The 23,373-nt window shown below is 67.2% G+C and carries 16 protein-coding genes; 3 read left to right on the top strand and 13 right to left on the bottom strand.

Going from position 1 to position 23,373, the window contains the following annotated elements; translation table 11 throughout:
• Positions 1–38: 38 nt before the first annotated feature.
• The 9 genes from INQ42_RS02805 to INQ42_RS02765 form a co-directional block, all read right to left on the bottom strand.
• On the bottom strand, positions 39–860 hold the full coding sequence (locus INQ42_RS02805) for a ferritin-like domain-containing protein (RefSeq protein WP_194035044.1): 822 nt from the start codon (positions 858–860) through the stop codon (positions 39–41).
• A 252-nt stretch (positions 861–1,112) separates the two neighbouring features.
• Positions 1,113–2,582, bottom strand: coding sequence for an amidophosphoribosyltransferase (purF, locus tag INQ42_RS02800; RefSeq protein WP_194035043.1), 1,470 nt, complete (start codon positions 2,580–2,582; stop codon positions 1,113–1,115).
• Between the two features lie 69 nt (positions 2,583–2,651).
• Entirely contained in the window at positions 2,652–3,350 is a 699-nt protein-coding gene (locus INQ42_RS02795; protein ID WP_194035042.1) for a CvpA family protein, read from the bottom strand.
• Positions 3,351–3,399: 49 nt separating this feature from the next.
• Positions 3,400–4,398: an SPOR domain-containing protein gene (locus INQ42_RS02790; protein ID WP_194035041.1), complete on the bottom strand. Its 999-nt coding sequence runs from the start codon at positions 4,396–4,398 to the stop codon at positions 3,400–3,402.
• Positions 4,399–4,487: 89 nt separating this feature from the next.
• Complete coding sequence (gene folC, locus INQ42_RS02785; RefSeq protein ID WP_194035040.1) at positions 4,488–5,804, bottom strand: bifunctional tetrahydrofolate synthase/dihydrofolate synthase; 1,317 nt, start codon at positions 5,802–5,804, stop codon at positions 4,488–4,490.
• A gap of 64 nt (positions 5,805–5,868) precedes the next feature.
• On the bottom strand, positions 5,869–6,516 hold the full coding sequence (locus INQ42_RS02780) for a histidine phosphatase family protein (RefSeq protein WP_194035039.1): 648 nt from the start codon (positions 6,514–6,516) through the stop codon (positions 5,869–5,871).
• Between the two features lie 49 nt (positions 6,517–6,565).
• Positions 6,566–8,656 carry a S46 family peptidase gene (locus INQ42_RS02775; RefSeq protein WP_194035716.1) on the bottom strand — a complete coding sequence of 697 codons (2,091 nt, stop codon included), beginning with the start codon at positions 8,654–8,656 and terminating at the stop codon, positions 6,566–6,568.
• A gap of 465 nt (positions 8,657–9,121) precedes the next feature.
• A complete protein-coding gene (locus INQ42_RS02770) occupies positions 9,122–11,302 on the bottom strand; it encodes a S46 family peptidase (RefSeq protein ID WP_194035038.1) in 2,181 nt (726 codons plus the stop codon).
• Positions 11,295–13,472: a S46 family peptidase gene (locus INQ42_RS02765; protein ID WP_194035037.1), complete on the bottom strand. Its 2,178-nt coding sequence runs from the start codon at positions 13,470–13,472 to the stop codon at positions 11,295–11,297. Before INQ42_RS02765 ends, INQ42_RS02770 begins: the two co-directional genes overlap by 8 nt.
• Positions 13,473–13,697: 225 nt before the next feature.
• Between INQ42_RS02765 and tdh the strand changes: the two genes are divergently transcribed.
• Positions 13,698–14,732: an L-threonine 3-dehydrogenase gene (tdh, locus tag INQ42_RS02760; RefSeq protein ID WP_194035715.1), complete on the top strand. Its 1,035-nt coding sequence runs from the start codon at positions 13,698–13,700 to the stop codon at positions 14,730–14,732.
• 100 nt (positions 14,733–14,832) lie between these two features.
• Positions 14,833–16,026, top strand: a complete 1,194-nt coding sequence (kbl, locus tag INQ42_RS02755; RefSeq protein ID WP_194035036.1) for a glycine C-acetyltransferase — start codon at positions 14,833–14,835, stop codon at positions 16,024–16,026.
• A 185-nt stretch (positions 16,027–16,211) separates the two neighbouring features.
• On the opposite strand, the gene INQ42_RS13075 is transcribed toward kbl, so the two are convergent.
• The 4 genes from INQ42_RS13075 to INQ42_RS02735 form a co-directional block, all read right to left on the bottom strand.
• The gene (locus tag INQ42_RS13075; RefSeq protein WP_228062601.1) at positions 16,212–16,574 is read right to left on the bottom strand and encodes a hypothetical protein; all 363 of its coding nucleotides are present in this window, start codon (positions 16,572–16,574) and stop codon (positions 16,212–16,214) included.
• A gap of 414 nt (positions 16,575–16,988) precedes the next feature.
• The gene (locus INQ42_RS02745; RefSeq protein ID WP_194035034.1) at positions 16,989–18,002 is read right to left on the bottom strand and encodes an OmpA family protein; all 1,014 of its coding nucleotides are present in this window, start codon (positions 18,000–18,002) and stop codon (positions 16,989–16,991) included.
• A gap of 249 nt (positions 18,003–18,251) precedes the next feature.
• On the bottom strand, positions 18,252–19,304 hold the full coding sequence (locus INQ42_RS02740; RefSeq protein WP_194035033.1) for an OmpA family protein: 1,053 nt from the start codon (positions 19,302–19,304) through the stop codon (positions 18,252–18,254).
• A gap of 200 nt (positions 19,305–19,504) precedes the next feature.
• Entirely contained in the window at positions 19,505–20,968 is a 1,464-nt protein-coding gene (locus INQ42_RS02735; protein ID WP_194035032.1) for a bifunctional 2-methylcitrate dehydratase/aconitate hydratase, read from the bottom strand.
• A 145-nt stretch (positions 20,969–21,113) separates the two neighbouring features.
• Here INQ42_RS02735 and INQ42_RS02730 point away from each other — a divergent pair, with 145 nt between their 5' ends.
• Complete coding sequence (locus INQ42_RS02730; RefSeq protein ID WP_194035031.1) at positions 21,114–23,144, top strand: NADPH-dependent 2,4-dienoyl-CoA reductase; 2,031 nt, start codon at positions 21,114–21,116, stop codon at positions 23,142–23,144.
• Positions 23,145–23,373: the final 229 nt, after the last annotated feature.

Here is a 23,373-nt window from a genome sequence, read left to right as displayed (position 1 = left end):
TCGCGATTGGATGCGCTGAGCTTAACCGACCGCCTTGGTCACGCCGGCCCCGCGGCCAGTTCTGTGACCGCCGCCTCAAGCATCGCCAGCTCCTCCTCATCGAAACCCGCCCGGGTACGCGCCTCGACGTTGAACGGCCCGTGCAGGACCGCGCGCGCGTAGCCGGTCAGCAGCTCGCGGAACGTCGATGCCGGTTCCACGCCGCGGCGCTCGCAATACCAGCGGAACCAGCGCGATCCGGCGGCGACGTGGGCGACCTCCTCCTCCAGGATGACCTCCAGGATCGCGACCGTCTGTGTGTCGCCCAAGCCCTTCAGGCGCTGGATCATTCCCGGCGTCACGTCCAGCCCGCGCGCTTCCAGCACCCGCGGCACCAGCGCCATCCGCGCCAGCCCGTCGCCGGCCGTCTTCTGCGCCATCTCCCACAGACCGTTGTGCGCGTCGAAGTCCCCGTAATCGCGCCCCAACTGCTGCAGTCGCCCACGCAGCATCGTGAAATGCCGCGCCTCATCGGCCGCCACCTGCACCCAGTCGGCGTAGAACCGATCCGGCAGCCCCCGGAACCGGTACACCGCGTCCCAGGCCAGGTCGATGGCGTTGAACTCGATGTGCGCGATGGCATGGATGAACGCCGCCCGCCCCTCGTCGCTGCCAAACCCGCGCCGCGGCAGATCGCGCGGATGCACCAGGCGCGGTCGCGACGGCCGCCCCGGCATCCCGATCGGCCGCGGCGGCGGGGCATCGGTCGGAATCGGCAGTTCCCCCCGGGAAAACGCGGCAGCCGCGCGCACGGTAGCCGCCACCTTCGCGACCGGCGACTCCGCCTCCAGGCATTCCCAGGCCGCCTCAAAAAGATCCATGAACCTCCCCACCTCTCACGGTCTGCTCAACAGAGATCCGTCGCCCCGAGCAACATCGTCGTTCCGGGTCGACGCCGCCGAATCCCCCAAGGCGACACCGGGATCATGTTCCAACCAAGCGAATATCGTGGAGCGACTTGGAACAGGGTCCCGGTGTCGCCAGCGCGAACCTTCCAAGCCCCACATCCCGGATCACACAACCAACCAACCCGCCCACGCGCCCAACAACCAACTGCCCAGTCAAACGACCGACTAAAGCGCCCGTCGATCCGCCTTCGCCTCATCCGACCGCAACCGCCGCACGCGCTCGAAATACTCCTCCGCCGCGCCCGTCACATACTCCCCGTTGAAACACGAGGAATCGAAATCCGCCAGCCGATGCTTCGGCCCCGACACCGCCTCTTCCAGATCGGTGAGGTCCTGGTAGACCAGCCAGTCGCAGCCCAGCAGCTTCTCGATCTCCGACTCATCGCGCTGGTGGGCGATCAACTCCTCCCGGCTGGGCATGTCGATGCCATAGATGTTGGGATGGCGCACCGGCGGCGCTGCCGAGGCCAGGTACACCTTGCGCGCGCCGGCCTCGCGGGCCATCTGCACGATCTGCCGCGACGTCGTCCCGCGCACGATTGAATCGTCCACCAGCAGCACGACCCGGTTACGGAACTCCAACGGAATCGGATTGAGCTTGCGGCGCACCGATTTGGCCCGCATTTCCTGCCCCGGCATGATGAAGGTGCGGCCGACGTAGCGGTTCTTGATGAACCCCTCGCGGTACTTGATGCCGAGCACGTTCGCCACTTCCAGCGCCGCATCACGCGAGGAATCGGGGATCGGAATCACCGTGTCGATGTCGTGGTCCGGGCGCAGGCGCAGGATCTTCTCGCCGAGCTTCTGGCCCATCCGCATGCGCGCCTTGTGCACCGAGATGTCATCAATCATCGAGTCCGGCCGGGCGAAGTACACGTACTCGAAGATGCACGGCGTGTGCGTGCCCGGGGCGACGCACTGGCGCGCGTGCAGCTTGCCGTCGTTGGTGATCACGATCGCCTCGCCAGGCTGCACGTCGCGGACGCGCTTGAAGCCGGTCAGGTCGAAGGCGACCGATTCGGATGCCACCGCGTATTCGTCGCCACTCGCACCGCTGCGCTTGCCCAGCACCAGCGGGCGGATGCCGTTGGGGTCACGGAATGCGACCAGCCCCAGACCCAGCACCGTGGCCACCACCGCGTAGCCACCGACGCAGCGCCGGTACACGCCGGCCACGGCGCGGAACGCGGTTTCCGCTGACAGCGGCTCCAGTCCGGCCATTTCGTGCGCGAATACGTTCAGCAGCACTTCGGAATCCGACTCGGTGTTGACGTTGCGCCGATCCTGCTGGAACAGCTCCTCGCGCAACGCGTCGGCGTTGATCAGGTTGCCGTTGTGGGCCAGCGCGATGCCGTAGGGCGAGTTGACGTAGAACGGCTGCGCCTCGTCGTCGCCCTCGCTGCCGGCAGTCGGGTAGCGGCAATGGCCGATGCCGACGTGGCCGACCATCCGCCGCATCGCCGCGTCGTCAAACACGTCGCTGACCAGACCGTTGCCCTTGTGCAGCAGCAAGCGGTGGCGGTCGGCGGTGGCGATGCCTGCGGCGTCCTGGCCACGGTGCTGGAGGACGAGCAGTCCGTCGTAGAGCTGCGCCGCGACGTCCTGGTGGCCGACGATTCCGATGATGCCGCACATGACTGGTAATCCTGGTTGGTTGGAGCGGGGCGAAAAGATGACGGCGGGGGCGCCGTTGTGGAGAGGAGCTCAGCCGCGTTCGGCCGGCAGTACCGATTGTTTGTCCGCATCGCCCGACGGCGCTGACCGCGCCGGCGTCGGCAACGGCGCTTCCTGCTCGACCGGCCCGGGCCCGGGCGCATCCGGCGTAACCGCGTCAGGGGTCGCAGGCGGCGACACCGGCCGTGGCAGGCGCGGCAATGTCTCGGGCGACAGCAGCGGAGGGCCGTCGCCATCACCGCGAAGGTCCACCTGCGCGGCGACCCACTCGGGAAGCCAGGCGCGCATCTGCTCGGCGCCCGGTACCAGCAGCGGCACCACGCGGGAGGATCGCCACGACGGCTCGCGCGGCAGCTCGGTCAATCCGATCAGCAACAGCAGCGCGCAGGCAATCACCAGGCCGCGCACGACGCCGACAACGAACCCGAGCATCCGGTCCACGCCCGACAATCCCACCGAGTGCACCAGGGTGCGCAGCATCCAGCCCGCGATGCCGACCACGATCATCACCACGATGAAAGCCAGCGCGTAGCCGGCGAACAGGTGACCGGCGCCCGGCTCGCCGCTGCCGGCCAGCAGCAGCGCGACCTGCGCCCCGAACTGGAACGCCGCCAGGCCCGCAAGGATCCAGGCCGCCAGCGACGCCAGCACGCCGATCAGGCCGCGCATCATCCCGAACAGGGCCGAGACGCCGACCAGCCCGATCAGGACCCAGTCGATTGCGATCATCGCGCCAACCGGTCGCGCCGCATGCGGCCGGGCAACATCAAACCTTGCGTCATGGATGTGCGCGGACGAAGCCGGAGATGCCGAGCTTGGCGGCGGCCTGCACCTTGAGCTGGTCAGCCGCGGCGCGGTCCGCGACCGGACCGACCTGGACCCGGTTGAGCGTGGCGTCGCCGCTGCGGACCTGCTCGACGAACGCGCTCAAGCCCTGGCTGCGCGCGCGATCGCGCAGCGCCGTGGCCTCGGCCGGGTTGCCAAAGGCACCCAGTTGGACGACGAAGCCCACTCCGGCCGCGGCGGGAGCCGGCTGGCTGGTTGCGGGTGCCGGCTCGGGTTTTGCAGGCGCTGGTGCCGTCGCGACCGGCTTGGCCGGCTCGGCGGGTGTCGGCTTCGGCGGTTCCGGCTTTGGCTCGGGTTTGGCGACAACCGTCTGCGCGGGCTGCGCCGGGGTTTTCCCTGCACTCGCACTCGCGGGTGCGGAGCCGGCGCGATCCGCGTCCAGCACCAAAACCTTGGCCCCGACGTCCTTGCGCACGCGGGCCGAATCGATGCGCGCGGTTTCGGCCTCGGCACTCGTCTGGAAAGGACCGATGCGGACCCGGTGCAAGGTTCGCTCGCCGCTCTTCACCGATTCCTGGAAGGCGGGAAACCCAGCCGCCTGCAGCGCGCCGACCACTTTCTGTGCATCTTCCTGGCTGGCGTAGCTGCCGAAGCTGACGGCGTAGTTGCCGGCCGCCACCGTTGCCGGCGTCATCCCCGACGCCTGATCGCCGCTGTCTCGCGCGGCGCGGGTATCCACGGTGGGCAGCGCGCCCTCACCGGAGGGCTCCGCCCCGGGGGCCGTGACACTGGCGCCATTGCGCGCTGGCGGCGTGACCAGCGGCAGCTCGCGGGTTTCAAAACCCTGCCGGGGCATGGAAGGCACGTCGAGTGAAATATCCGACACGCCGCTGTCGGGGGCGGGGCCCTTGATCAGCATGGGCAGGAAGATCACCGCAATGGCGACCAGCACGGCCGCGCCGATCAGACGCTGTTTGAGGGCAGGTTCCATCGGATCTCGCAGGCAACGGGGAATGCCGGCGAATTATACCCTTGTGCCAAATGAAGGCCGGACCGCGGCGGCAGTCCCGACCCGGCGGTTCAGTTCGGCGCCACCGTGGACGCGCCCTCCAGCAGGGTGAGCGCCTCGGCGGCGGTGTGGAAGGAGCCGAACACCAGCACCCGGTCGCCCGGGCTGGCCGCAGCCAGCGCCGCGTCCAGGGCATCGGCGACCGTGTCATGGCGCCGGCCCGCTTGGGCCGCGGTCCCGGCCAGCCGGGGCGCAAAATCCTCCACGGAGACGCCCCGGGGTGCATGTCTCGCCAGACCGGCCAGGTGCCAGTGGTCGACGCTGGTGGCCAGTGCCGAGACCACGCCCGCCACGTCCTTGTCCACCAGCGCCGCGTACACGGCGTGCGTCCGGCCGGCAACGGGACTGGCCGCCAGCCAATCGGCCAGGGCATGCGCGGCCTGCCGGTTGTGGCCGACATCCACCACCGCCTCCACCCCGTCACGGTCGAAACGCTGCAGCCGGCCGCGGATACGGGCATCGGCAATTCCCTGCACGACCGCCCGGTCGGGCGGTGATTTGTCCAGCGCCCGCAACGCAGCGACGGCCACGGCGGCATTGCGCAGCTGCATTCGGCCCGCCAGCCGCGGCAACGGCAGGTCGATGCGGTGGCCAACCTCCCGCCAACGCCAGCGCCCTGCGCCGACGGCACTGGAATCCTCCGGATCGCCGCTTGCACCGCCGGGCAGGTCGATGAAAAAGTCGCAGCCAATCCTCAGCGTCTTGGCCGCGATCGAGTAGGCATGGCGCAGCACGCTGGAGGGAGGATCGTCATCGCCCAGCACCAGCGGCTTCCAGGCCCGGGCGATGCCGGCTTTTTCATGCCCGATGGCTTCGCGCCCTTCGCCCAGATAGTCCTGGTGGTCCACGTCCACGGTGGTGATCGCCGCGACATCCGGGTCAACCACGTTGGTCGCATCCAGGCGGCCGCCGAGCCCAACCTCCAGCACTGCCAGATCAAGATGGGCGCGCTGGAACAGCCACAAGGCAGCCAACGTGCCGTACTCGAAATAGGTCAACGGGGTCTCACCGCGCGCGGCTTCGATCGCCTCGAACGCGGCCACGATCATCGCGTCGTCCGCGTCCACACCGTCGATGCGGATGCGCTCGTTGTAGGCCAGCAGATGCGGCGAGGTGTACGCGCCGACACGCCAGCCGGCGGCCCGGCCGATCGCCTCGATGAAGGCGACGGTGGAGCCCTTGCCATTGGTGCCGCCCACGGTGATCACCCGCCGCGCCGGCCGCGCGATGCCCAGGCGACCCGCGACCTCGCCGACCCGCTCCAGCCCCATGTCGATCGACTTGGGGTGCAGTTGCTCGATCCGGTCGAGCCATTGGGACAGGTTCATGGCGGACACTCGCAGGACGGAAGACAGGGCGAGGAGATGCGGGACACTGGCCGTGCGGCCGCGGCTAGAGCGCGCGATGCACCGCTTCGCCGAACAACGCGGTGTGGTGCGAACAATCGTTCAGGCGTACCACCTCGAGATCGTCCAGCCGCGAGCCTTCCAGCAGGTTGAGCGTGGTCGGTGCCTGGCGGAACGTCCACGGCCGCGAGAAGGGAATTCCCAGCACGTTGCACAGCAACATGCGGTTGACCGCGTCATGGGCGACCACCAGCAGGGTGTCGTGGTCGCCCAGGCCGGCCATTGCCCGCCCGAATGCCGGCCACGCGCGGTCGAACACATGCTGCAGCGACTCGCCGCCACCGGGCATCAGCACTTCATGCGGTGCGTCGCGCCAGAGCTTCAGCAGTTCCGGATCGGTCGCGTGGATCTCGCTGGCCAGCAGGCCTTCCCAGCTGCCATGCGCGATCTCGCTGAGGTCCGCGTCGGTGCTGAGCAGGCGGGCGCGGTGTTCGCCCAGCGCCAGCTCGGCGGTGCGGCGTGCGCGCGACAGTGGCGAGGCGACCGCGCGGGTGATCTCCACGTCGTGGAGGCGCGCACCCAGCGCGCGTGCCTGCGCCTCGCCGGTTTCCGACAACGGGATGTCGACCTGGCCCTGGTAACGCCCTTCGGCGTTCCAGGAGGTTTCGCCATGACGGGCGAGGATGATTTTCATGCGGGTACTCGATGCGAGGGAACAGGAAGCGCGACGGGCGGTGCGGGGATCACTGGCCGGTAGGCAGGCCGAGCTCCTCCAGCACCTGCGGCGCCGGGAACGCCTCCTGCATGACCCAGCGCAGGTAGCGCCCATCGACCGCGATCACCCGGGTCATGTCGGGGTCAAACACCCAGTTGGAGCTGACGCTTTCCCAGTTCATGTCGAACACCAGCCCGACCAGCTCGCCGCGCGCATCCATCGCCGGCGAGCCCGAGTTGCCGCCGGTGATGTCCAGGTCGGCCATGAAGTTGACCGGCACCGTGCCCAGCTCCTCGCTCGCGAGCCCGCCGTAGCGCTTGGCGGCGATGGCGTCGAGCTGCGCCCTGGGCGCGTTGAACGGCTCCACGCCGGTGGACTTGTCGGCGATCTGCTCCAGCGTGGTGAACGCCGCCTGCCGGCTGCCGTCCAGCTTGGTGTAGCCCTGCACGTTGCCAAAGGTGATGCGCAGCGAGGAGTTGGCGTCCGGATAGACCGATTCGCCGCGGCTGGCTCGGTAATCGGCGACGGCCTGCAGGTACACCGGGCGGGCCTGCAGCACGTCGCCGGTGCGGATCTCGTCGAGCTCCTTGTTCTGCAGGATCGTCGGCATCAGGGCGACGGCCAGTTGCAGGGCCGGATCCTTGCTGGCCTCCAGTGTCGCGCGGTCGGCGTGCATCAACTTCAGGCGCGTATCGAGATCGCCCAGGCTGGTGCCGGCCAGGCGATCGAGCGCGGCCTGCACCGCGGCCTCGTCGTTCCCGCCCAGCCATTCATCGAGCGCGGGGATGTGCTGTGCCTGCGGCAGCTTCACGTACTCGCGCAGCCAGTACTGCTGCAGCTGGCGGTCCATGCCGGCGTCGTAGCGGCGCTCCATCTGCTTCAGCGAGCCTTCGAAACCCGGCAGGTCGCGCGCCTGGTAGCCGGCATCGCGTTGTGCGTCGGGCTTCTCGCCCTCGATCGCAAACCGGTACAGGCCGGTGGCCGCGCCGATCGCGCCGGTGCGGATCAGCTGGCCGAAGACCAGGTCGCGCTCGCGGGTCGCGCGCTCGGCGGCGTCCAGTTCCAGCAGGCGTGCGTGCGCCTGCAGCGCCGGCTCGCCCTTGGCGCCCTGCCCGCGCAGCCAGGCCAGTACCGCGGCCTCCTCGGCGTGCTTGGTCTTGCTGGCGTTGATGCGCTGGAAGCCCTCCAGCTGGCCGTCGTAGTTCTTCATCGTGTTCTGCCAGCCGCGGATCGTGCTGGCGTACTTGACCTTGATGTCCTCGTCCTTCGCGCCGGCCGCCTCGACCAGATCCACCATCGCCTCGTAATGGCGCTTGATGGTCGGGTAGGTCCATTGCTCGGTCGCGTCGAATTCCTCGGCCAGGGCGTAACGTGCGGTCCGGCCCGGATAGCCGGCCACCATCACGAAATCTCCGATGTTCAGCGGCTGGCTGGCGAACTTGAGGAAATGCTTCGGCTCGTAGGGCACGTTGTCGGTCGAGTACGGCGCCGGCTTGCCGTCCTTGCCGACGTAGGCGCGGTAGAAGGCGAAATCACCGGTGTGGCGCGGCCACATCCAGTTGTCGATATCGCCACCGAAGCTGCCGATGCTGTTGGGCGGCGCATAGACCAGGCGCACGTCCTTGATTTCCAGGTTCTTGAACAGGCGGTAGGTGTTGCCGCCGGCGAAGCTGTAGAACTGGCAGCGGTATCCGGGATCGGCCTCGCAGTCGGCCACCAGTTGTTTCTGGATGGTCTCCAGCGCGCGCGTGCGGCCCAGCGCATCCGGAGCTGCGTCGATGGCGGCGCGGACATCGCGGGTCACGTCGCGGATCGAGTCCAGCGCATAGATGCGCGCGTTCGGCCCGGCCGATACTTCGCGCTCCTTTGCCGCGGCATTGAAGCCGTCCTCGATCAGGTTGTTTTCCGGCGTCGAGTTGAGCTGGATGGCGCCGTAAGCACAATGGTGGTTGGTGACCACCAGACCCTGCGGCGACACAAAGCTGGCGGTACAGCCGCCCAGCGATACCACCGCGCCCATCGGGTCGCCGGTCAGGTCGGCGAGTTGTTCGGCGGGCAATTCCAGTCCGGCCTTCTGCAAAGCGGCGGAAATCTCCGGCAATTGCTGCGGCACCCACATGCCCTCGCCGGCCACCGCCGACCCCATGACGCCTGTCAACGCGATGGCAGCGGTCAATATCGAATAACGCATGCAAGTGCTCCTGCCGATGTCGAATCGGTGATTTTAGCCTGCCGGAGAGTGTGCGTCCGGCGCGTTGGCCCGCAGGTGACGGGGACTACGGGGTCGGGCGAGGACTACGGGGTCGGGCGAGCTGCATGTCTCCGGGGCGAATGTCCCCCGGCCACCGCCTGCGGCGGCGGCCTCCTCCTTTATTTCGCCCCGAAGACATACAGCTCGCCCCATGCTGGCACGTCGCGCCGTGCGGGGCGGCTTGCGGTTGTGACCCACCGTCGTGCCAGACCTCAGTGGGTGGATGCCCTTGCGGCGAAGTAAAGGAGGAGGCACCGGCTTCACCGGTGCCGGGGGACATTCGCAGCAAGGGCGTTCACCCCCTGCCCGCGACGAGGCGCCCTGTCCGCCCGCCTACTCCAACGGCAATTCCATTTCCCGCAACAGGTTCGGTGCCGGATACACCTTGCCCATCAACCAGCGCAGGTAGCGAACGTCGACGTGGATGGCCCGCTTGTAGCGCGGGTCGTACATCCAGCTGGCGCTGACCGCCTCCCAGTTGCTGTCGAAGTTGAGGCCGATCAGCTTCCCGTTGGCATCCATTACGGGCGATCCGGAGTTGCCGCCGGTGGTGTCCAGGTTGGTCATCAGGTTGACCGTCTGGGTGCCCAGCACGGGATCGACGGTGCTGCCGAAGTCGCCCTTGGCGATCGCGTCGCGCAGGGTCTGCGGGGCGTCGAAAGGATCCTCGCCGGTGTGTTTCTCGACGATGCCCTGCACGGTGGTCAGCGGGGTGTAGTGGACGCCGTCGCGCGGATCCAGCGAACTGACCTTGCCGTAGCTCACCCGCAGGGTCGAGTTGGCGTCGGGGTAGACCGCCTGCCCCTGCGACTCACGGAAGCCGATCAGCGCGCGCATGTAGGCCGGCCGCAGGCGCAGCAGTTCGCCGTCACTGGACTTGTCCGCATCAGCGATTCGCAACTGGGCCGGCAGCAACGTCGCAGCAGCCTGCATCAACGGATCGGTGGACGCGGCGATCTCCGCGGGATCGGCGGCGAGCAGGCGCAGGCGTTCCGCCTCTTCGTCAAGTCGGGTGCCGCTGTAGAGCGTGTCCAGCGCGGCGGCGGCCTGGGCCTTGTCGGCGCCAAACACGGCGTCCAGCTCGGCAATGCGCTGATTGGCGGGCAGTGCGCGGTAGCGGGTCAGCAGCTCGGCCAGCAGGGCCTTTTCCACCTGCGGGGCGTAACGGCGCTGGACCTGCTTGAGCGAGGCCTCGATCTGCGCCTCGTCACGCAGCTGGTAGCCGGTTTCGCGCTCCGCGTCGGGCTTGGCCCGCTCGACCGCGAGTCGCTGCAGCTGCATGGCGCTTTTGAGCAACTGGGTCTGGCTGCGCATCATCCCGAATAACTGGTCGCGCTCGCGCGTGGCCTGCGACTGGGCGATGACCGCGGCCGCCGCATCGATGTCGCGACGGGCGTTGGCGGCATCGGGCTGTTTGTCGAGCCAGGCCAGCATCGCGGCCTCGTCGCGCTTGCGCACGCCGACCGCATCGCTGCGGCGCAGGCCGTCGAGCTCACCCTGCGCGCGTTTGAGGTTGTTCTTCATGCTCGCGACCTGCGAGGCGTAGAGCACGCCGGCATCGGCGTCATTGGCGGCGGCGCGCTCGATGGTGTCGATCATCGCGGCATACAGATCCACGCGCTCGGGCAGCTGGGTGCCTACCTGGTCGGCGAACTCCGCTGCGGTGCGGTGGCGGAACGTGCGGCCCGGGTACCCGGCCAGCATGGCAAAGTCGCCCTCGGCAACCGGGTCCGTCGACACCTCGAGGAACGCCTTGGGCCGGTAGGGCACGTTGTCGGGCGAGAACGCGGCCGGCTTGCCGTCGCGGCCGACATAGGCGCGGTAGAACGCGAAGTCGCCGCTGTGGCGTGGCCACATGAAGTTGTCGATTTCGCCGCCGTACTTGCCGATCGACTCGGGCGGTGCGTAGACCAACCGGATGTCCTTGAGCTCGAGTTGCTTGACCAGGTAGAAATCGGTGCCGTAGTACATGTTGGCGACGCTGCAGCGGTACCCGGCATCCTGCTCGCACTCGGCCACCAGCGCCTTGCTCGCCGCATCGACCGCGTCGTAGTAGTCGCGACCGGATTTCCCGCGGGCATCCGCCAGCACGCGGTCGGTGACCCGGTCAAAGTCCGTGGTCACGAACACACGGGCGGCGGGGCCGGCGGAGACTTCATCTTTGAGCGTGGCGGCATTGAAGCCGTCCGCCATCAGGTTGTTCTGCGGCGTGGAATTGAGCTGGATCGCGCCGTAGGCACAGTGGTGGTTGGTGACCACCAGACCCTGCGGCGACACGAAGCTGGCGGTGCAGCCGCCCAGCGACACCACCGCGCTCATCGGCGGGCGGGTCAGGTCGGCCAGTGCGGCCGGATCGCCCTTGTAGCCGGCGGCGGCCAGCTGGTCGGCGATCTGCGGCAACTGCGACGGCATCCACATTCCTTCGTCGGCGTGGGCGCCGAATGCGAGGCCGGCCGCAGTGGCCAGCAGGACGCCGCGCACGGCGGTCTTCAGGTTTTCGTTGGTGTCAGTCATGCGGCAGTCCCATCTCCTCCAGGAGGTGTTCAGCGTGGTCGACCTCGTCCATTACCCAGCGCATGTAGCGGGTATCGACGTGGATCGAGCGGGTCAGTTCGGGGTTGAAGATCCAGCCGGCGCTGAGGCTTTCGTAGTTGCCGTCAAAGAGGAGGCCGACCAGTTCGCCCTTGGAGTTCAACGTCGGCGAGCCGGAGTTGCCGCCGGTGGTGTCCACGTCGCTGAGGAAGTTCACCGGCACGTCGCCCAGCGAATCCATCCGGTACTGCGCGCCCTTGCCGGCGGCAATCGCGTCGAGCTCGGCCTGCGGGGTGATGAAAGGCTCCTTGCCGGTGGTCTTGGCGACGATGCCGGCCAGCGTGGTGAACGGGGTCATCTGCACGCCGTCGCGCGGCGAGTAGCCCTTCACGGTGCCGAAGGTGATGCGCAGCGAGCTGTTGGCATCCGGATACACCGGCTTGCCCTGCGACTGGTTGAAATCGATCATCGCCTGCATGTACTTCGGCCGCAGCGCCGAGATCCGGCCGGAGCGGGCTTCGGCCTCGGCTTCGATCTGCAGCACGGTCGGCATCATCGCCACGGCCAGCTGCAGGGCGGCGTCATCGGAGGCCTCGATCGCCGCCTTGTCCGCCTTCAGCAGGGCCAGCCGCGTGTCGGCGTCGCCCAGCTTGGAGCCGGCATAGAGCGCGTCCAGCTTGGCATCCAGTCCGGGTATGGTCTTGTCGCTGGCGCTGATGCCGAGCCAGCGGTCGAGCGCCGCCACGCGCTGCGGAGCGGGCACCTGGCTGGCGTAGCGCTGCAGGCGCAGCGACAACAGCGCCTGGTCCACCCTGGCGTCGTAGCGCTTGTCGAACGCGGTCATCGAACCGGCAATGCGCGGCGCATCGCGATCCTGATAGCCCGGCTTGCGCTCCGCGTCCGGCTTGGCCTGCTCGATCGCGTTGCGGTACAGGTTGACCGCCACGCCGGGCAGGCCACCGCCCAGAACCGTGTTGAACCACAGGTCGCGCTCACGGGTCGCGCGGTCCTCGGCCAGCTCTTTCTCCAGTGCGCGGATGGCGGCCAGCTGTGCGCGGCCTTCGCTGCCGCGCTTGCCCAGCCACGCCTCCAGCGCGTCCTCGCGCGCCTGCTTCATGCCCACCGGATCGTCCATCTGGGCGAACCCGTCCAGGTTGCCCTGATACAGCTTGAGCACGTTGTTGATGCCGGCCACGGTGGAGGCGTACTTGAGCGCCGCCGCCTTGTCGCCAGCAGTCGTGCGGTCAATCGTGGCCAGGTAGTCGCCGAAGTAGCCCACCATGGTCGGATAACGCCAGTCGATCGCCTGCTTGACCTCGCCCGGCAGGCGGTAGCGGTCGGTGGAACCCGGGTAGCCCGTCACCATGACGTAGTCGCCCTCCTCCAGCGGCTGCTGGGACACCGTCAGCCAGCTCGCCGGCCGGTAGGGCACGTTGTCCGCGGAGTACGCCGCCGGCTTGCCGTCCTTGCCGACGTAGGCGCGCAGGAAACCGAAGTCGCCGGTGTGCCGCGGCCACTCGAAGTTGTCCTCATCGCCGCCGAACTTGCCGATCGCATCCGACGGCGCATACACCAGGCGCACGTCGCGGATCTCCAGCTGCCGGATCAGCGAGAACTGCAGTCCGCCGTGGAAGTTGTAGACGTTGCAGCGCAGGCCGCCGGGCGCCTCGCACTCGGCCACCAGTGCCTTGCTGCGCGATTCCACGGTGTCGTAGCGCGCCTTGCCATCCAGCCCGTCCAGCCCGTCGGTGATGCGGGCAGTGACGTCCTCGATCTCCTGGGTGACGTAGATGCGCGCATTGGGCTCGGCGGGCAGCTCGTCGGCGAGTGTCCTGGCCACGAAGCCGTCGCTGAGCAGGTCGCGCTCGGGCGTGGAGTTGTACTGCACCGCGCCGTAGACGCAGTGGTGGTTGCTCACCACCAGGCCGGTAGGTGACACGAAGCTTGCCGTGCAGCCGCCCAAGCTGATGACGGCATCCAGCGGCTTGCCGGCCAGGTTGGACAACGCCGCCGGGTCCATCTCCAGGCCGCGCGCCTTGAGCTGCGCTGCCAGCTCGGGCATCTGGCGGGGTTGCCACATGCCTTCATCGGCGTGGGCGGCGGTGGATGCGAGCGCGACGGTCAGGGCCGCCGAGAGGAGTCGAAAGGTCACGGGTGCCCCGGTCTGTGTTGTGCAACCGTCGACGATAAGCAATGCCAGCGACGGTCCGCAACCGCCAACGGTCATGCCTTCGGTCGGGGCGCCGGACCGGCGCGTGCAAGGTCCGTCATCGGGGCCGAAGGCGCGGCCGGTACAATTGGCCCTCAATCCGCCGTTTCCGCCAGGCCATCCATGTCCGACACCATTGCCATCGCGCAGCCCTCCGCAGCGCACTCGATCCCCTCCACGATGAAGGCGCTGGTCAAGCGCGAAGCCGGCAAAGGCATCTGGATGGAGGACGTCCCGGTGCCAACCGCCGGTGCCAACGAGGTCCTCATAAAGCTGGAGAAGACCGCGATCTGCGGCACCGACCTGCACATCTACCTGTGGGATGAGTGGAGCCAGCGCACCATCCAGCCGGGCCTGGTGATCGGTCACGAGTTCGTGGGGCGCATCGTGGACCTCGGCCCCGGCGTCACCGGCTACCGCGTCGGCCAGCGCGTCTCCGCCGAAGGCCACATCGTCTGCGGCCACTGCCGCAATTGCCGCGGCGGCCGCCAGCACCTGTGCCCCAACACCGTCGGCATCGGCGTCAACCGCAACGGCGCGTTCGCCGAGTACATCGTGATGCCGGCGACCAACCTGTGGCCCATCCCCGACCAGATCCCCAGCGAGCTGGCCGCGTTCTTCGACCCCTACGGCAACGCCGCGCACTGTGCGCTGGAGTTCAACGTGGTCGGCGAGGACGTGCTGATCACCGGCGCCGGCCCGATCGGCATCATCGCGGCGGGCATCTGCAAGCACATCGGCGCGCGCAACGTGGTGGTCACCGACGTCAACGACTACCGGCTCAAACTCGCCGCCGACATGGGCGCCACCCGCGTGGTCAACGTCGCCAACACCTCGTTGAAGGACGTGATGAAGGACCTGCACATGGAGGGCTTTGACGTCGGCCTGGAGATGAGCGGCAACGCGCGTGCCTTCAACGACATGCTCGATTGCATGTACCACGGCGGCAAGATCGCGCTGCTCGGGATCATGCCCCAGGGCGCCGGCGCCGACTGGGACAAGATCATCTTCAAGGGCCTGACCCTGCACGGCATCTACGGGCGGAAGATGTACGAGACCTGGTACAAGATGACCCAACTGGTGCTGGGCGGATTCCCGCTGGGCAAGGTGCTGACCCACCAGCTGCCGGTGGACGAGTTCCAGAAGGGCTTCGACCTCATGGAAGCCGGCCAGTCGGGCAAGATCGTACTCAGCTGGAATTGAGTCCGCGCCGCTCGCCCGCCGCACTCCGCGTTTTACCGACGCCGCGCCACCGCGACCTGCGCGCAGCGACCGACATCGACCACTGCTTTCTGGAGCCGCCATGTCCCTGACCAAGCGTTACGCCACCAGCCTCGAGGAAATCCGCGAGGCCGGCCTGTTCAAGTCCGAGCGTGTGATCAGCAGCCCGCAGTCGGCGCAGATCACCCTGGAAGACGGCAGCACGGTGCTGAACTTCTGCGCCAACAACTACCTCGGCCTGGCCGATCATCCCGACCTCATCCAGGCCGCCAAGGACGCGCTGGATTCCCACGGTTTCGGCATGGCGTCCGTCCGCTTCATCTGCGGCACCCAGGACCTGCACAAGGAGCTGGAGGAGACGATCGCCGACTTCTTCGGCACTGAGGACACCATCCTCTATGCCTCCTGCTTCGACGCGAACGGCGGCCTGTACGATCCGCTGTTGGGGCCCGACGACGCAGTCATTTCCGACAGCCTCAACCACGCATCGATCATCGACGGTGTGCGCCTGTGCAAGGCCCAGCGCTTCCGCTACGCCAACTGCGACATGGCCGACCTGGAAAAGCAGTTGCAGGCCGCGGAAGCCGCCGGCTGCAAGACCAAGCTGATCACGACCGACGGCGTGTTCTCGATGGACGGTTTCGTCGCCCCGCTGGACCAGATCTGCGCGCTCGCCGAAAAGTACGGCGCCATGGTGCATATCGACGACTGCCACGCGACCGGCTTCATCGGCGCCACCGGCCGGGGCTCGGCCGAACTCAAGGGTGTCATGGACCGCATCGATATCTTCACCGGCACCCTGGGCAAGGCCATGGGCGGCGCGGTGGGCGGCTTCACGACCGGCAAGAAGGAAGTGATCGAACTGCTGCGCCAGCGTTCACGCCCGTACCTGTTCTCCAACTCGCTGCCGCCGCATGTCGTCGCGGCCGGGACCAGGGCGTTCCAGATGCTGGCCGGCGCCGACGCCATGCGCACCACGCTGGAGGAGAACACGCGTTACTTCCGCGAAAAAATGACCGCCGCCGGCTTCGACCTCAAGCCCGGCAACCATCCCATCGTCCCCGTGATGTTGTACGACGCGCCGATGGCCCAGAAGTTCGCCGACCGCTTGCTGGATGAAGGCATCTACGCGATCGGGTTCTTCTTCCCCGTGGTACCCCAGGGCGAGGCGCGCATCCGCACCCAGATCAGCGCAGCGCACACACGCGAGCAGCTCGACCAGGCCATTGAGGCGTTCGTCCGCATCGGGCGCGAGTTGGGTGTGCTGAAGGACTGAGCGCTCGACAGGCCCGCGCTCTGGAATCGGCCTGATCCCGGCCCGGTGCGCGGCTGTGACGCCGCGGACCGGTGAACCAGGAAATATCCCACGCAATGACCAATGAAAACGGCCGCATCTGCGGCCGTTTTCATTTCCTGGACTCGACCGTGGTCCAAGATCCGGAGTCGCTCCAGTTGAACCGCCTACTGTTCCTGGACCGGCGTTTCGGCTGCATCCGCTTCCCCGGCCGGCGCCGCGGCCGCGGCTGGAATCCGCATGAACTTGCCGCCCACCACCTGGAGCCCCTTGGCCTTCATCCACTCGTCGAAGGCATCGGCGGTCATTCGCTGGCCGTTCTCGCTCATGTTGAACCGCCACGGCGTGTTGTCGAATTCGGTACGCGGCTTGTAGGCGGCCGGATCGGTCGCCGTGGGCACGGCGCCGGTCGTCGAAGCCGCAGTACCCGGCACTGCGGGTGCCACCGTGGCGGCAGGCAGGCTGGCGGGTGATGCCAGTGGTGCGATGCTGGCAAACGCGGCGCAGCTCTCAACGTGCTTGCGAAACATCACCTGCTCGGCGGAAAGAGACTCGCTCAAAGCCTGCGACAGAACGCCTGCGGGCGCCCCCAACTGCCGACCCGGAGTACGGAATTCCGAGGCAACCGGGACAATGACCGTGCGTTGGACTGGCACGGCGGGGGCGGCCAGGCTGCTGCAGGCGGCAGCACTTTGCGCGTTTGCTACTCCGGCGGCTGACAACAGGACAAGAAAAGCAGCGGCACGCAACATGTTCGGACTCCTGGAAACGGCATCTGGACACCGCGTCCAGTCACCGGGAGTGTAGGCGCCCCCCACGCGTTGAACAACCGCAAGCGCGCCGCATGGCCGGCCGGGACGCGAAAAACACGAAACCCGGCACATGGCCGGGTTTCGGTAGCGCGCAGGGAACGCCGACAGGCGCCCCTGTTGTTGCAGACGTGCTTAGTTCTGCACGTTCAACTCGGTGCGACGGTTCTCGGCGCGACCGGCCGGGTTGTCCGAACCGTCCGGATTGGTGTTCGGCGCGATCGGGCGGCTCTCGCCGTAACCGTTCGGACCCACCAGACGGCCGGCGTCCACGCCGTTGTTGGTCAGGTAGTCATACACGGCACTGGCGCGACGCTCCGACAGGGCCTGGTTGTACGCATCCGAACCCTTGGAGTCGGTATGGCCGGCCACTTCGACGCGCAGCTCGGGGTAGCGCTGCAGGATCTGGGCGGCTTCGTTCAGGACCGAGACCGCATCCGGGCGCAGGTTCGACTTGTCGAACTCGAAGTTCACGCCACGCAGGTCGATGGTCACCGGGATCGGGGCCTCAACCGGAGCGGCCGGCGGTGGGGCGACCGGAGCCGGCGCCACCGGAGCAACGGGCTCGGGGCCCAGCGGAACGATCACGCCGACGGTGGCCAGCAGGTCACCGAACCAGCTCTCGTTCGGGTTGTGAACGCTCTGATCGTCGAAGTCACCGCGGTAGGCCAGCTCGGTACGCACACCGACGCGACCCATGTTGGCCTGCAGACCGGCACCGACCTTGGCGGCCAGGTTGCCGTCAACGCGCTGACCGGGCGAGTTCGGGTTCGGGAACGCGTCGAACTCTTCCTCGGCGCGCTGGTAGCCCAGGCCCATCAGCAGGTACGGGTTCCAGTTGCGGCCTTCGGCCAGGAAGTGGTAGCGCGCGTCCAGCGAGATGCCGTACTGGCTCCAGTTCAGGTCCTGGTTGGCGTCGAAGTTCGGGTTCTGGTAGTTCAGCTCACCGTCGATCGACCAGTTCGGGCTGACGAACTTGCCAAGGCCAAGGGCCAGGAACGGGGCGTCATTGGTGCCACGGTCGCTGTCCTGCAGGTTGAAACCGGTGGAACCGGTCAGGTACCAGCGGTCATCGAATTCCTGCGCATTGGCGGCCGAGGCAAATGCCAGGCCGGCGAGCAGCGCGGCGCTCATCAAGCGGATTTTCATGGAAAGCTCCTTCAGTGGATCCGGGGGAAATGGTTGGGCGACACATCGGTTTTGCAACACATCGCTGGAACAGGCAGGTCACTTCGGAAGGCGGCACGAAGCCCCGACGATCCGCAGTCACGAACGTGATGATACACATATTCGAACACTTTATTAACAAGCGCCCAAAATAGGCGAAGCCCGGCATCTCTGCCGGGCTTCGGGATTACGTCACGGCTGCAGGAGGACCTGCAGCGGTGAATGCCTCACTCAGTTCTGAACGTTCAACTCGGTGCGGCGGTTACGCTCGTTGCGGCAGCCAGGCTGCGTCTGCTCGGTCTGCTCCAGCGGACGGCTCTCGCCGTAGCCGATCGGGCCGGCCAGGCGGCTGGAATCGATGCCGTTGGAGGTCATGTAGTCATACACGGCCCGCGCACGACGCTCGGACAGCGCCTGGTTGTAAGCATCCGGACCGCAGAGGTCGGTGTGACCGGCCACTTCAACGCGGACTTCCGGGTAACGACGCAGGATTTCCAGCGCCTCGTTGAGGATCGCCAGCGAATCGGCGCGCAGGGTCGACTTGTCGAAGTCGAAGTTCACGCCACGCAGGTCGATGGTGACCGGAACCGGGGCTTCCTGGACAGGCGCGGCCGGCGGCGGCGGCGCGGGAGCAACCGGAACCATCGGCTCGGGACCCAGCGGAACCACGACACCGACCGAGGCCAGCACGTCACCAAACCAGTCGGCACCGTCATCGCGCGGCACGTCGTCGCTCAGGAACGCGCCAACGCTGTCGTCGTGCGCATCAATGCGGTAAGCCAACTCGGTGCGGATCTTGACGCGACCCACATCGCCCTGGGCACCGAAACCGAGCTTGCCGGCGACGTGGCCGTCTTTCTGCACGCTGGGGGCACCGTTGCGGGTGAAGCGCGCGGGCAGCAGCGGGTTGGACGGATCAAACTCTTCCTCGGCGCGCTGGTAGCCCAGGCCCATCAACACGTACGGGTTCCAGTTCCGGCCTTCCGCGATGAAGTGGTAACGCGCGTCGAGCGAGATACCGTACTGGCTCCAGTTCAGATCCTGGTTGCGATCCGCCTTCGGCTTCTGGTAGTTCAGCTCGGCGTCGAGCGACCAGTTCGGGTTGAGGAACTTGCCCACGCCCAGAGCCAGGAACGGCGCATCGCGCGAATCGCGATTGTTGTCCTGGATGTTCATGCCCGCGGAACCGGTCAGGTACCAGCGGTCATCGAACTCTTGAGCGCTTGCGGCGCCGGCGAACGCCAGGCCACCAAGCATGGCTGCGCAAAGGAGTTTCTTGTTCATTCGTGTATCTCCGTGTGGATCAAAACTGGTATGGAACGAGACTGTAGAAATCGGGGTGCGTGTTTCGGTAGCGCTTGAGGACGGCTGCCGTTTTGACGCCATCGGGGTGAAGCCTAGGGTCGTGACCGTGAAGGCCGTGTTAACAGGCGACTAACAATTGACTAAGTTCCCGCAGCCCCGCCGGATGCATCGGGGTTCGTTCAGTTCGAAAACAGATCCATGAAGTCGGTGACAGCAAGTGATTCCAGTTGCGTTGGCGCATTTGCAAGAGTCATCAAGCGATCCGCCCGCTCCGCCGAAAGCCGGCGGCGCATGGCGCGCTCGAACTTGTCCATCAGCACCGGAATTCCCTCCGCCCGGCGCTCCCGATGCCCAATCGGAACATCCACCGTAATCTTTCGCGTGTGGCTTCCATCCTTGAAAAACACCTGGACCGAGTTCCCGATATAGCGCTTGGCGGGATCGGAATAGTCCCGGGTAAATCGCGGGTCCTCGCTCACCGTCATCTTGTCCCGGAGTGCATCGATGCGCGGGTCGGCGGCAACCGCGTCGCCGTAATCATCGGCGGTGAGGCGCCCGAACAGCAACGGCACGGCGACCATGTATTGCAGGCAGTGGTCGCGGTCGGCGTAATTGGACAGCGGACCGGTCTTGTCGATGATGCGGATGGCCGCCTGCTGGGTTTCCAGTTCGATGCGCTCGATGGCGTCCACGCCGCCGGCGTCCAGCTGCTGCTTCACATGCGCGTGCAGTTGCATGGCGCACTCGACGGCTGTCTGGGCGTGGAACTCGGCGGGGAAGCTGAGCTTGAACAGGATGTTTTCCATCACGTAGCTGCCGAAAGGGCGCTCGAAGGTAAACGGCCGACCGTCGCAGGCGACGTCATAAAGTCCCCAGGTCGGCGCGGTCAGCGCGCTCGGGCAACCAACCTCCCCGCGCACGGCGTTGATCGCGTGGGTTACTGCACGGCGGCAGGCATCGCCGGCGGCCCAGCTTTTGCGCGGGCTGGTATTGGGCGCGTGGCGATAGGTGCGCAGGACGCCGTTGTCCATCCAGCTGTGCGACAGCGCCGACCAGATCGCGTCGCGGTCACCGCCGAGCATCCGCGTTGCCACGGCAGTCGATGCCAGGCGCACCAGGATCACGTGGTCCAACCCCAGGCGGTTGAACGCGTTCTCCAGCGCGTAGCAGCCTTGGATTTCATGGGCCTTGATCGCCCAGCCGAGCACGTCGCGCACGGTCATCGGCGCCTTGCCTTCCTGCTGCGCAATCCGGCCCAGATAATCCGCCACGCCGAGGATCGCGCCGAGGTTGTCGGACGGGTGCCCCCACTCCGCCGCCAGCCAGGTGTCGTTGAAGTCCAGCCAGCGGATCTGCACGCCGATGTTGTAGGCGGCCTGCACCGGGTCGAGCTGGAATCCGGTGAACGGCACGCGGGCGCCGTCCTTGAGCTCCGCGCCCGGCACCAGCGGCCCGAGATGGGCGACGCATTCGGCGTGCTCCATCGCCAACGCCGCGCATGCCAGCGAATCCAGCAGCATGTAGCGCGCGGTGTCGTAGGCCTCCGTCGAATCGACCGTGTAATCGACCACGTAGTCGGCCACGTCCAGCAGCGGCTGGTCGGGCGCGGGACGGATCGCAGAGCGGCTGTCGGGCTGGCTCATTGGCAGGACTCCAGAGTGCGGGACTCCACTGTGCCTCCTGGTTCATAAGCAGGGCGTGGACACTCCCGGGTAACGGCGGCGCGACGACTTGCCCGGTCGCGGAAATGGCGGCATCGTGATTCATCCATACGCTCGCGTACTCTCCATGGCCGACCCGCACCCGCTGTATCCGCATCTGTTTTCTCCGTTGGACCTGGGGTTCTGCCGCCTGCCCAACCGGGTGCTGATGGGCTCGATGCACACGGGCCTGGAAGACCGGGCGGCGGACTTCCCCAGGCTGGCGGCCTACTTCGCCGAGCGCGCGGAAGCAGGCGTGGGGCTGATGGTGACCGGCGGCTTCGCGCCCAATATCAGCGGCTGGCTGAAGCCCTTCGGCGGCAAGCTGAGCCGCTCATGGGAGGTGCGCAAGCATCGCCAGGTCACCGATGCCGTCCACAGCCACGATGGCCGCATCTGCCTGCAGATCCTGCACGCCGGGCGCTACGGCTATCACCCGCTGCAGGTCGCTCCCAGCCGGATCAAGTCGCCGATCAATCCGTTCACCCCGCGCGCGTTGTCGACACGCGGGGTGGAGCGCCAGATCGCGGCGTTCGTGCGGACCGCCCAGCTCGCCCGCGATGCCGGCTATGACGGCGTGGAGGTGATGGGATCGGAGGGCTACCTGCTGAACCAGTTCACCGCGCCGCGGACCAATCGCCGCAAGGACGCTTTTGGCGGCGGCGCCGATCAGCGCATGCGCTTCGCGGTGCAGATCGTTCGGCGCATCCGCGAGGCGTGCGGGCCGGACTTCATTTTGATCTACCGCCTCTCGATGATCGACCTCGTCGATGACGCGCTCAGCTGGGAAGAGGTCTTGGCCCAGGCGCGTGCGGTGGAGGCCGCCGGCGCGACCCTGATCAACACCGGCATCGGCTGGCACGAATCGCGGGTGCCGACGATCGCCACGTCGGTCCCTCGCGGCGCCTTCAGCGGCATCACCGCGCGCCTGCGGCCGGTCGTCGGCGTGCCGGTGATTGCCACCAACCGGATCAACATGCCCGAGACCGCCGAACGCATCCTTGCCAGCGGCGAGGCCGACATGGTGTCGATGGCGCGTCCCCTGCTGGCCGATCCACAGTGGGTCGTCAAGGCGCGCACGCGGCGCAGTGACGAGATCAACACCTGCATCGCCTGCAACCAGGCCTGCCTGGACCACGTATTCGCCAACAAGCGCGCCAGTTGCCTGGTCAACCCGCGCGCGTGCGCCGAAACCGAACTGCGCTACACCCAGACCGCATCGCCGCAGCGCATCGCGGTCGTCGGCGCCGGGCCGGCGGGACTGGCCTGCGCGACCATTGCCGCCCAACGCGGCCACCGGGTCACGCTGTTCGAAGCCGCCAGCCGGATCGGCGGCCAGTTCAACCTGGCCAAGCGGATACCCGGCAAGGAGGAATTCCACGAGACCCTGCGCTACTTCCAGCGCCAGATCGAGCTGACCGGCGTCGAGCTGCGGCTGGGGTCGCGCGCCACGAAGGCGGATCTGGGCGGGTTCGACCATGTGGTGCTTGCCACAGGCGTGGTCGCGCGCGAGGTGGAATTCCCCGGCGCGGACCATCCCAGCGTGGTCGGTTACGCGGATGTCCTGCAGGGGAATGTCGAAGTCGGCGCCCGCGTGGCCATCATCGGCGCCGGCGGGATCGGATTCGACGTTGCCGAATTTCTCGTCCAGGCCGGCGGATCGCCGACGCTGGAACCCGCGCGCTGGCGCCGGGAATGGGGAGTGGACCTGGACTACACCGAAAATCGCGGCGGCCTGGTGCCGGCGGCGGCCGAAGCCCCGGCGCGCGCGCTGTGGCTGCTCCAGCGTAGCGAAGGCAAACTGGGCGCGCGGCTGGGCAAGACCACGGGCTGGATCCACCGGGCCACCCTGAAGCACAAGCAGGTGACGATGATCAGCGGCGTGGAGTATCTGCGCGTCGACGATGCGGGCCTGCACGTGCGGATCGATGGCGCAGTGCAGTTGTTGCCCGTGGATCACGTGGTGATCTGCGCCGGCCAGCTTTCCTTCAAGCCGTTGGCAGACCAACTGGGCGATCACATTGGAACGATCCACGTCATCGGCGGCGCGGAGCTGGCGTCCGAGCTGGATGCAAAACGGGCCATCGATCAAGGCTGTCGAGTGGCCGCTGCACTCTGATGCATCGCCCGGCAAAACCTGAACAGGGGTTTCCCGACCTCAAATTCAGACTTTTGTTCAGCTTGTCGTGAAACCGTGACGGAGCAAGGGCTCGCAGAATCGGAGCGGTACAAGCCGTGTCCACACGAACCTGAATGCGGCGCCCTGTTCACGTTACATTTATATTCCGGTCGCTACCGTGCCGCAACTTTCCCAGTCACCCCCTTTGGTGACATCCACCTTCCCGCCG

This window comes from Lysobacter avium, from assembly GCF_015209745.1.
GTDB lineage: Bacteria > Pseudomonadota > Gammaproteobacteria > Xanthomonadales > Xanthomonadaceae > Novilysobacter > Novilysobacter avium.
This window is presented reverse-complemented; position numbering and strand designations above follow the sequence as displayed.

Excerpts from the sequence above, each read along its gene's own strand:
- INQ42_RS02805 (WP_194035044.1), bottom strand. The coding sequence starts at position 860 with ATGGATCTTTTTGAGGCGGCCTGGGAATGCCTGGAGGCGGAGTCGCCG.
- INQ42_RS02780 (WP_194035039.1), bottom strand. The coding sequence starts at position 6,516 with ATGAAAATCATCCTCGCCCGTCATGGCGAAACCTCCTGGAACGCCGAA.
- INQ42_RS02775 (WP_194035716.1), bottom strand. The coding sequence starts at position 8,656 with ATGTGGGTGCCGCAGCAATTGCCGGAGATTTCCGCCGCTTTGCAGAAG.
- INQ42_RS02745 (WP_194035034.1), bottom strand. The coding sequence starts at position 18,002 with ATGAAAATCCGCTTGATGAGCGCCGCGCTGCTCGCCGGCCTGGCATTT.
- INQ42_RS02740 (WP_194035033.1), bottom strand. The coding sequence starts at position 19,304 with ATGAACAAGAAACTCCTTTGCGCAGCCATGCTTGGTGGCCTGGCGTTC.
- INQ42_RS02795 (WP_194035042.1), bottom strand. The coding sequence starts at position 3,350 with ATGATCGCAATCGACTGGGTCCTGATCGGGCTGGTCGGCGTCTCGGCC.
- kbl (WP_194035036.1), top strand. The coding sequence starts at position 14,833 with ATGTCCCTGACCAAGCGTTACGCCACCAGCCTCGAGGAAATCCGCGAG.
- folC (WP_194035040.1), bottom strand. The coding sequence starts at position 5,804 with ATGAACCTGTCCCAATGGCTCGACCGGATCGAGCAACTGCACCCCAAG.
- purF (WP_194035043.1), bottom strand. The coding sequence starts at position 2,582 with ATGTGCGGCATCATCGGAATCGTCGGCCACCAGGACGTCGCGGCGCAG.
- INQ42_RS13075 (WP_228062601.1), bottom strand. The coding sequence starts at position 16,574 with ATGTTTCGCAAGCACGTTGAGAGCTGCGCCGCGTTTGCCAGCATCGCA.
- INQ42_RS02735 (WP_194035032.1), bottom strand. The coding sequence starts at position 20,968 with ATGAGCCAGCCCGACAGCCGCTCTGCGATCCGTCCCGCGCCCGACCAG.
- INQ42_RS02730 (WP_194035031.1), top strand. The coding sequence starts at position 21,114 with ATGGCCGACCCGCACCCGCTGTATCCGCATCTGTTTTCTCCGTTGGAC.
- INQ42_RS02790 (WP_194035041.1), bottom strand. The coding sequence starts at position 4,398 with ATGGAACCTGCCCTCAAACAGCGTCTGATCGGCGCGGCCGTGCTGGTC.
- INQ42_RS02770 (WP_194035038.1), bottom strand. The coding sequence starts at position 11,302 with ATGACTGACACCAACGAAAACCTGAAGACCGCCGTGCGCGGCGTCCTG.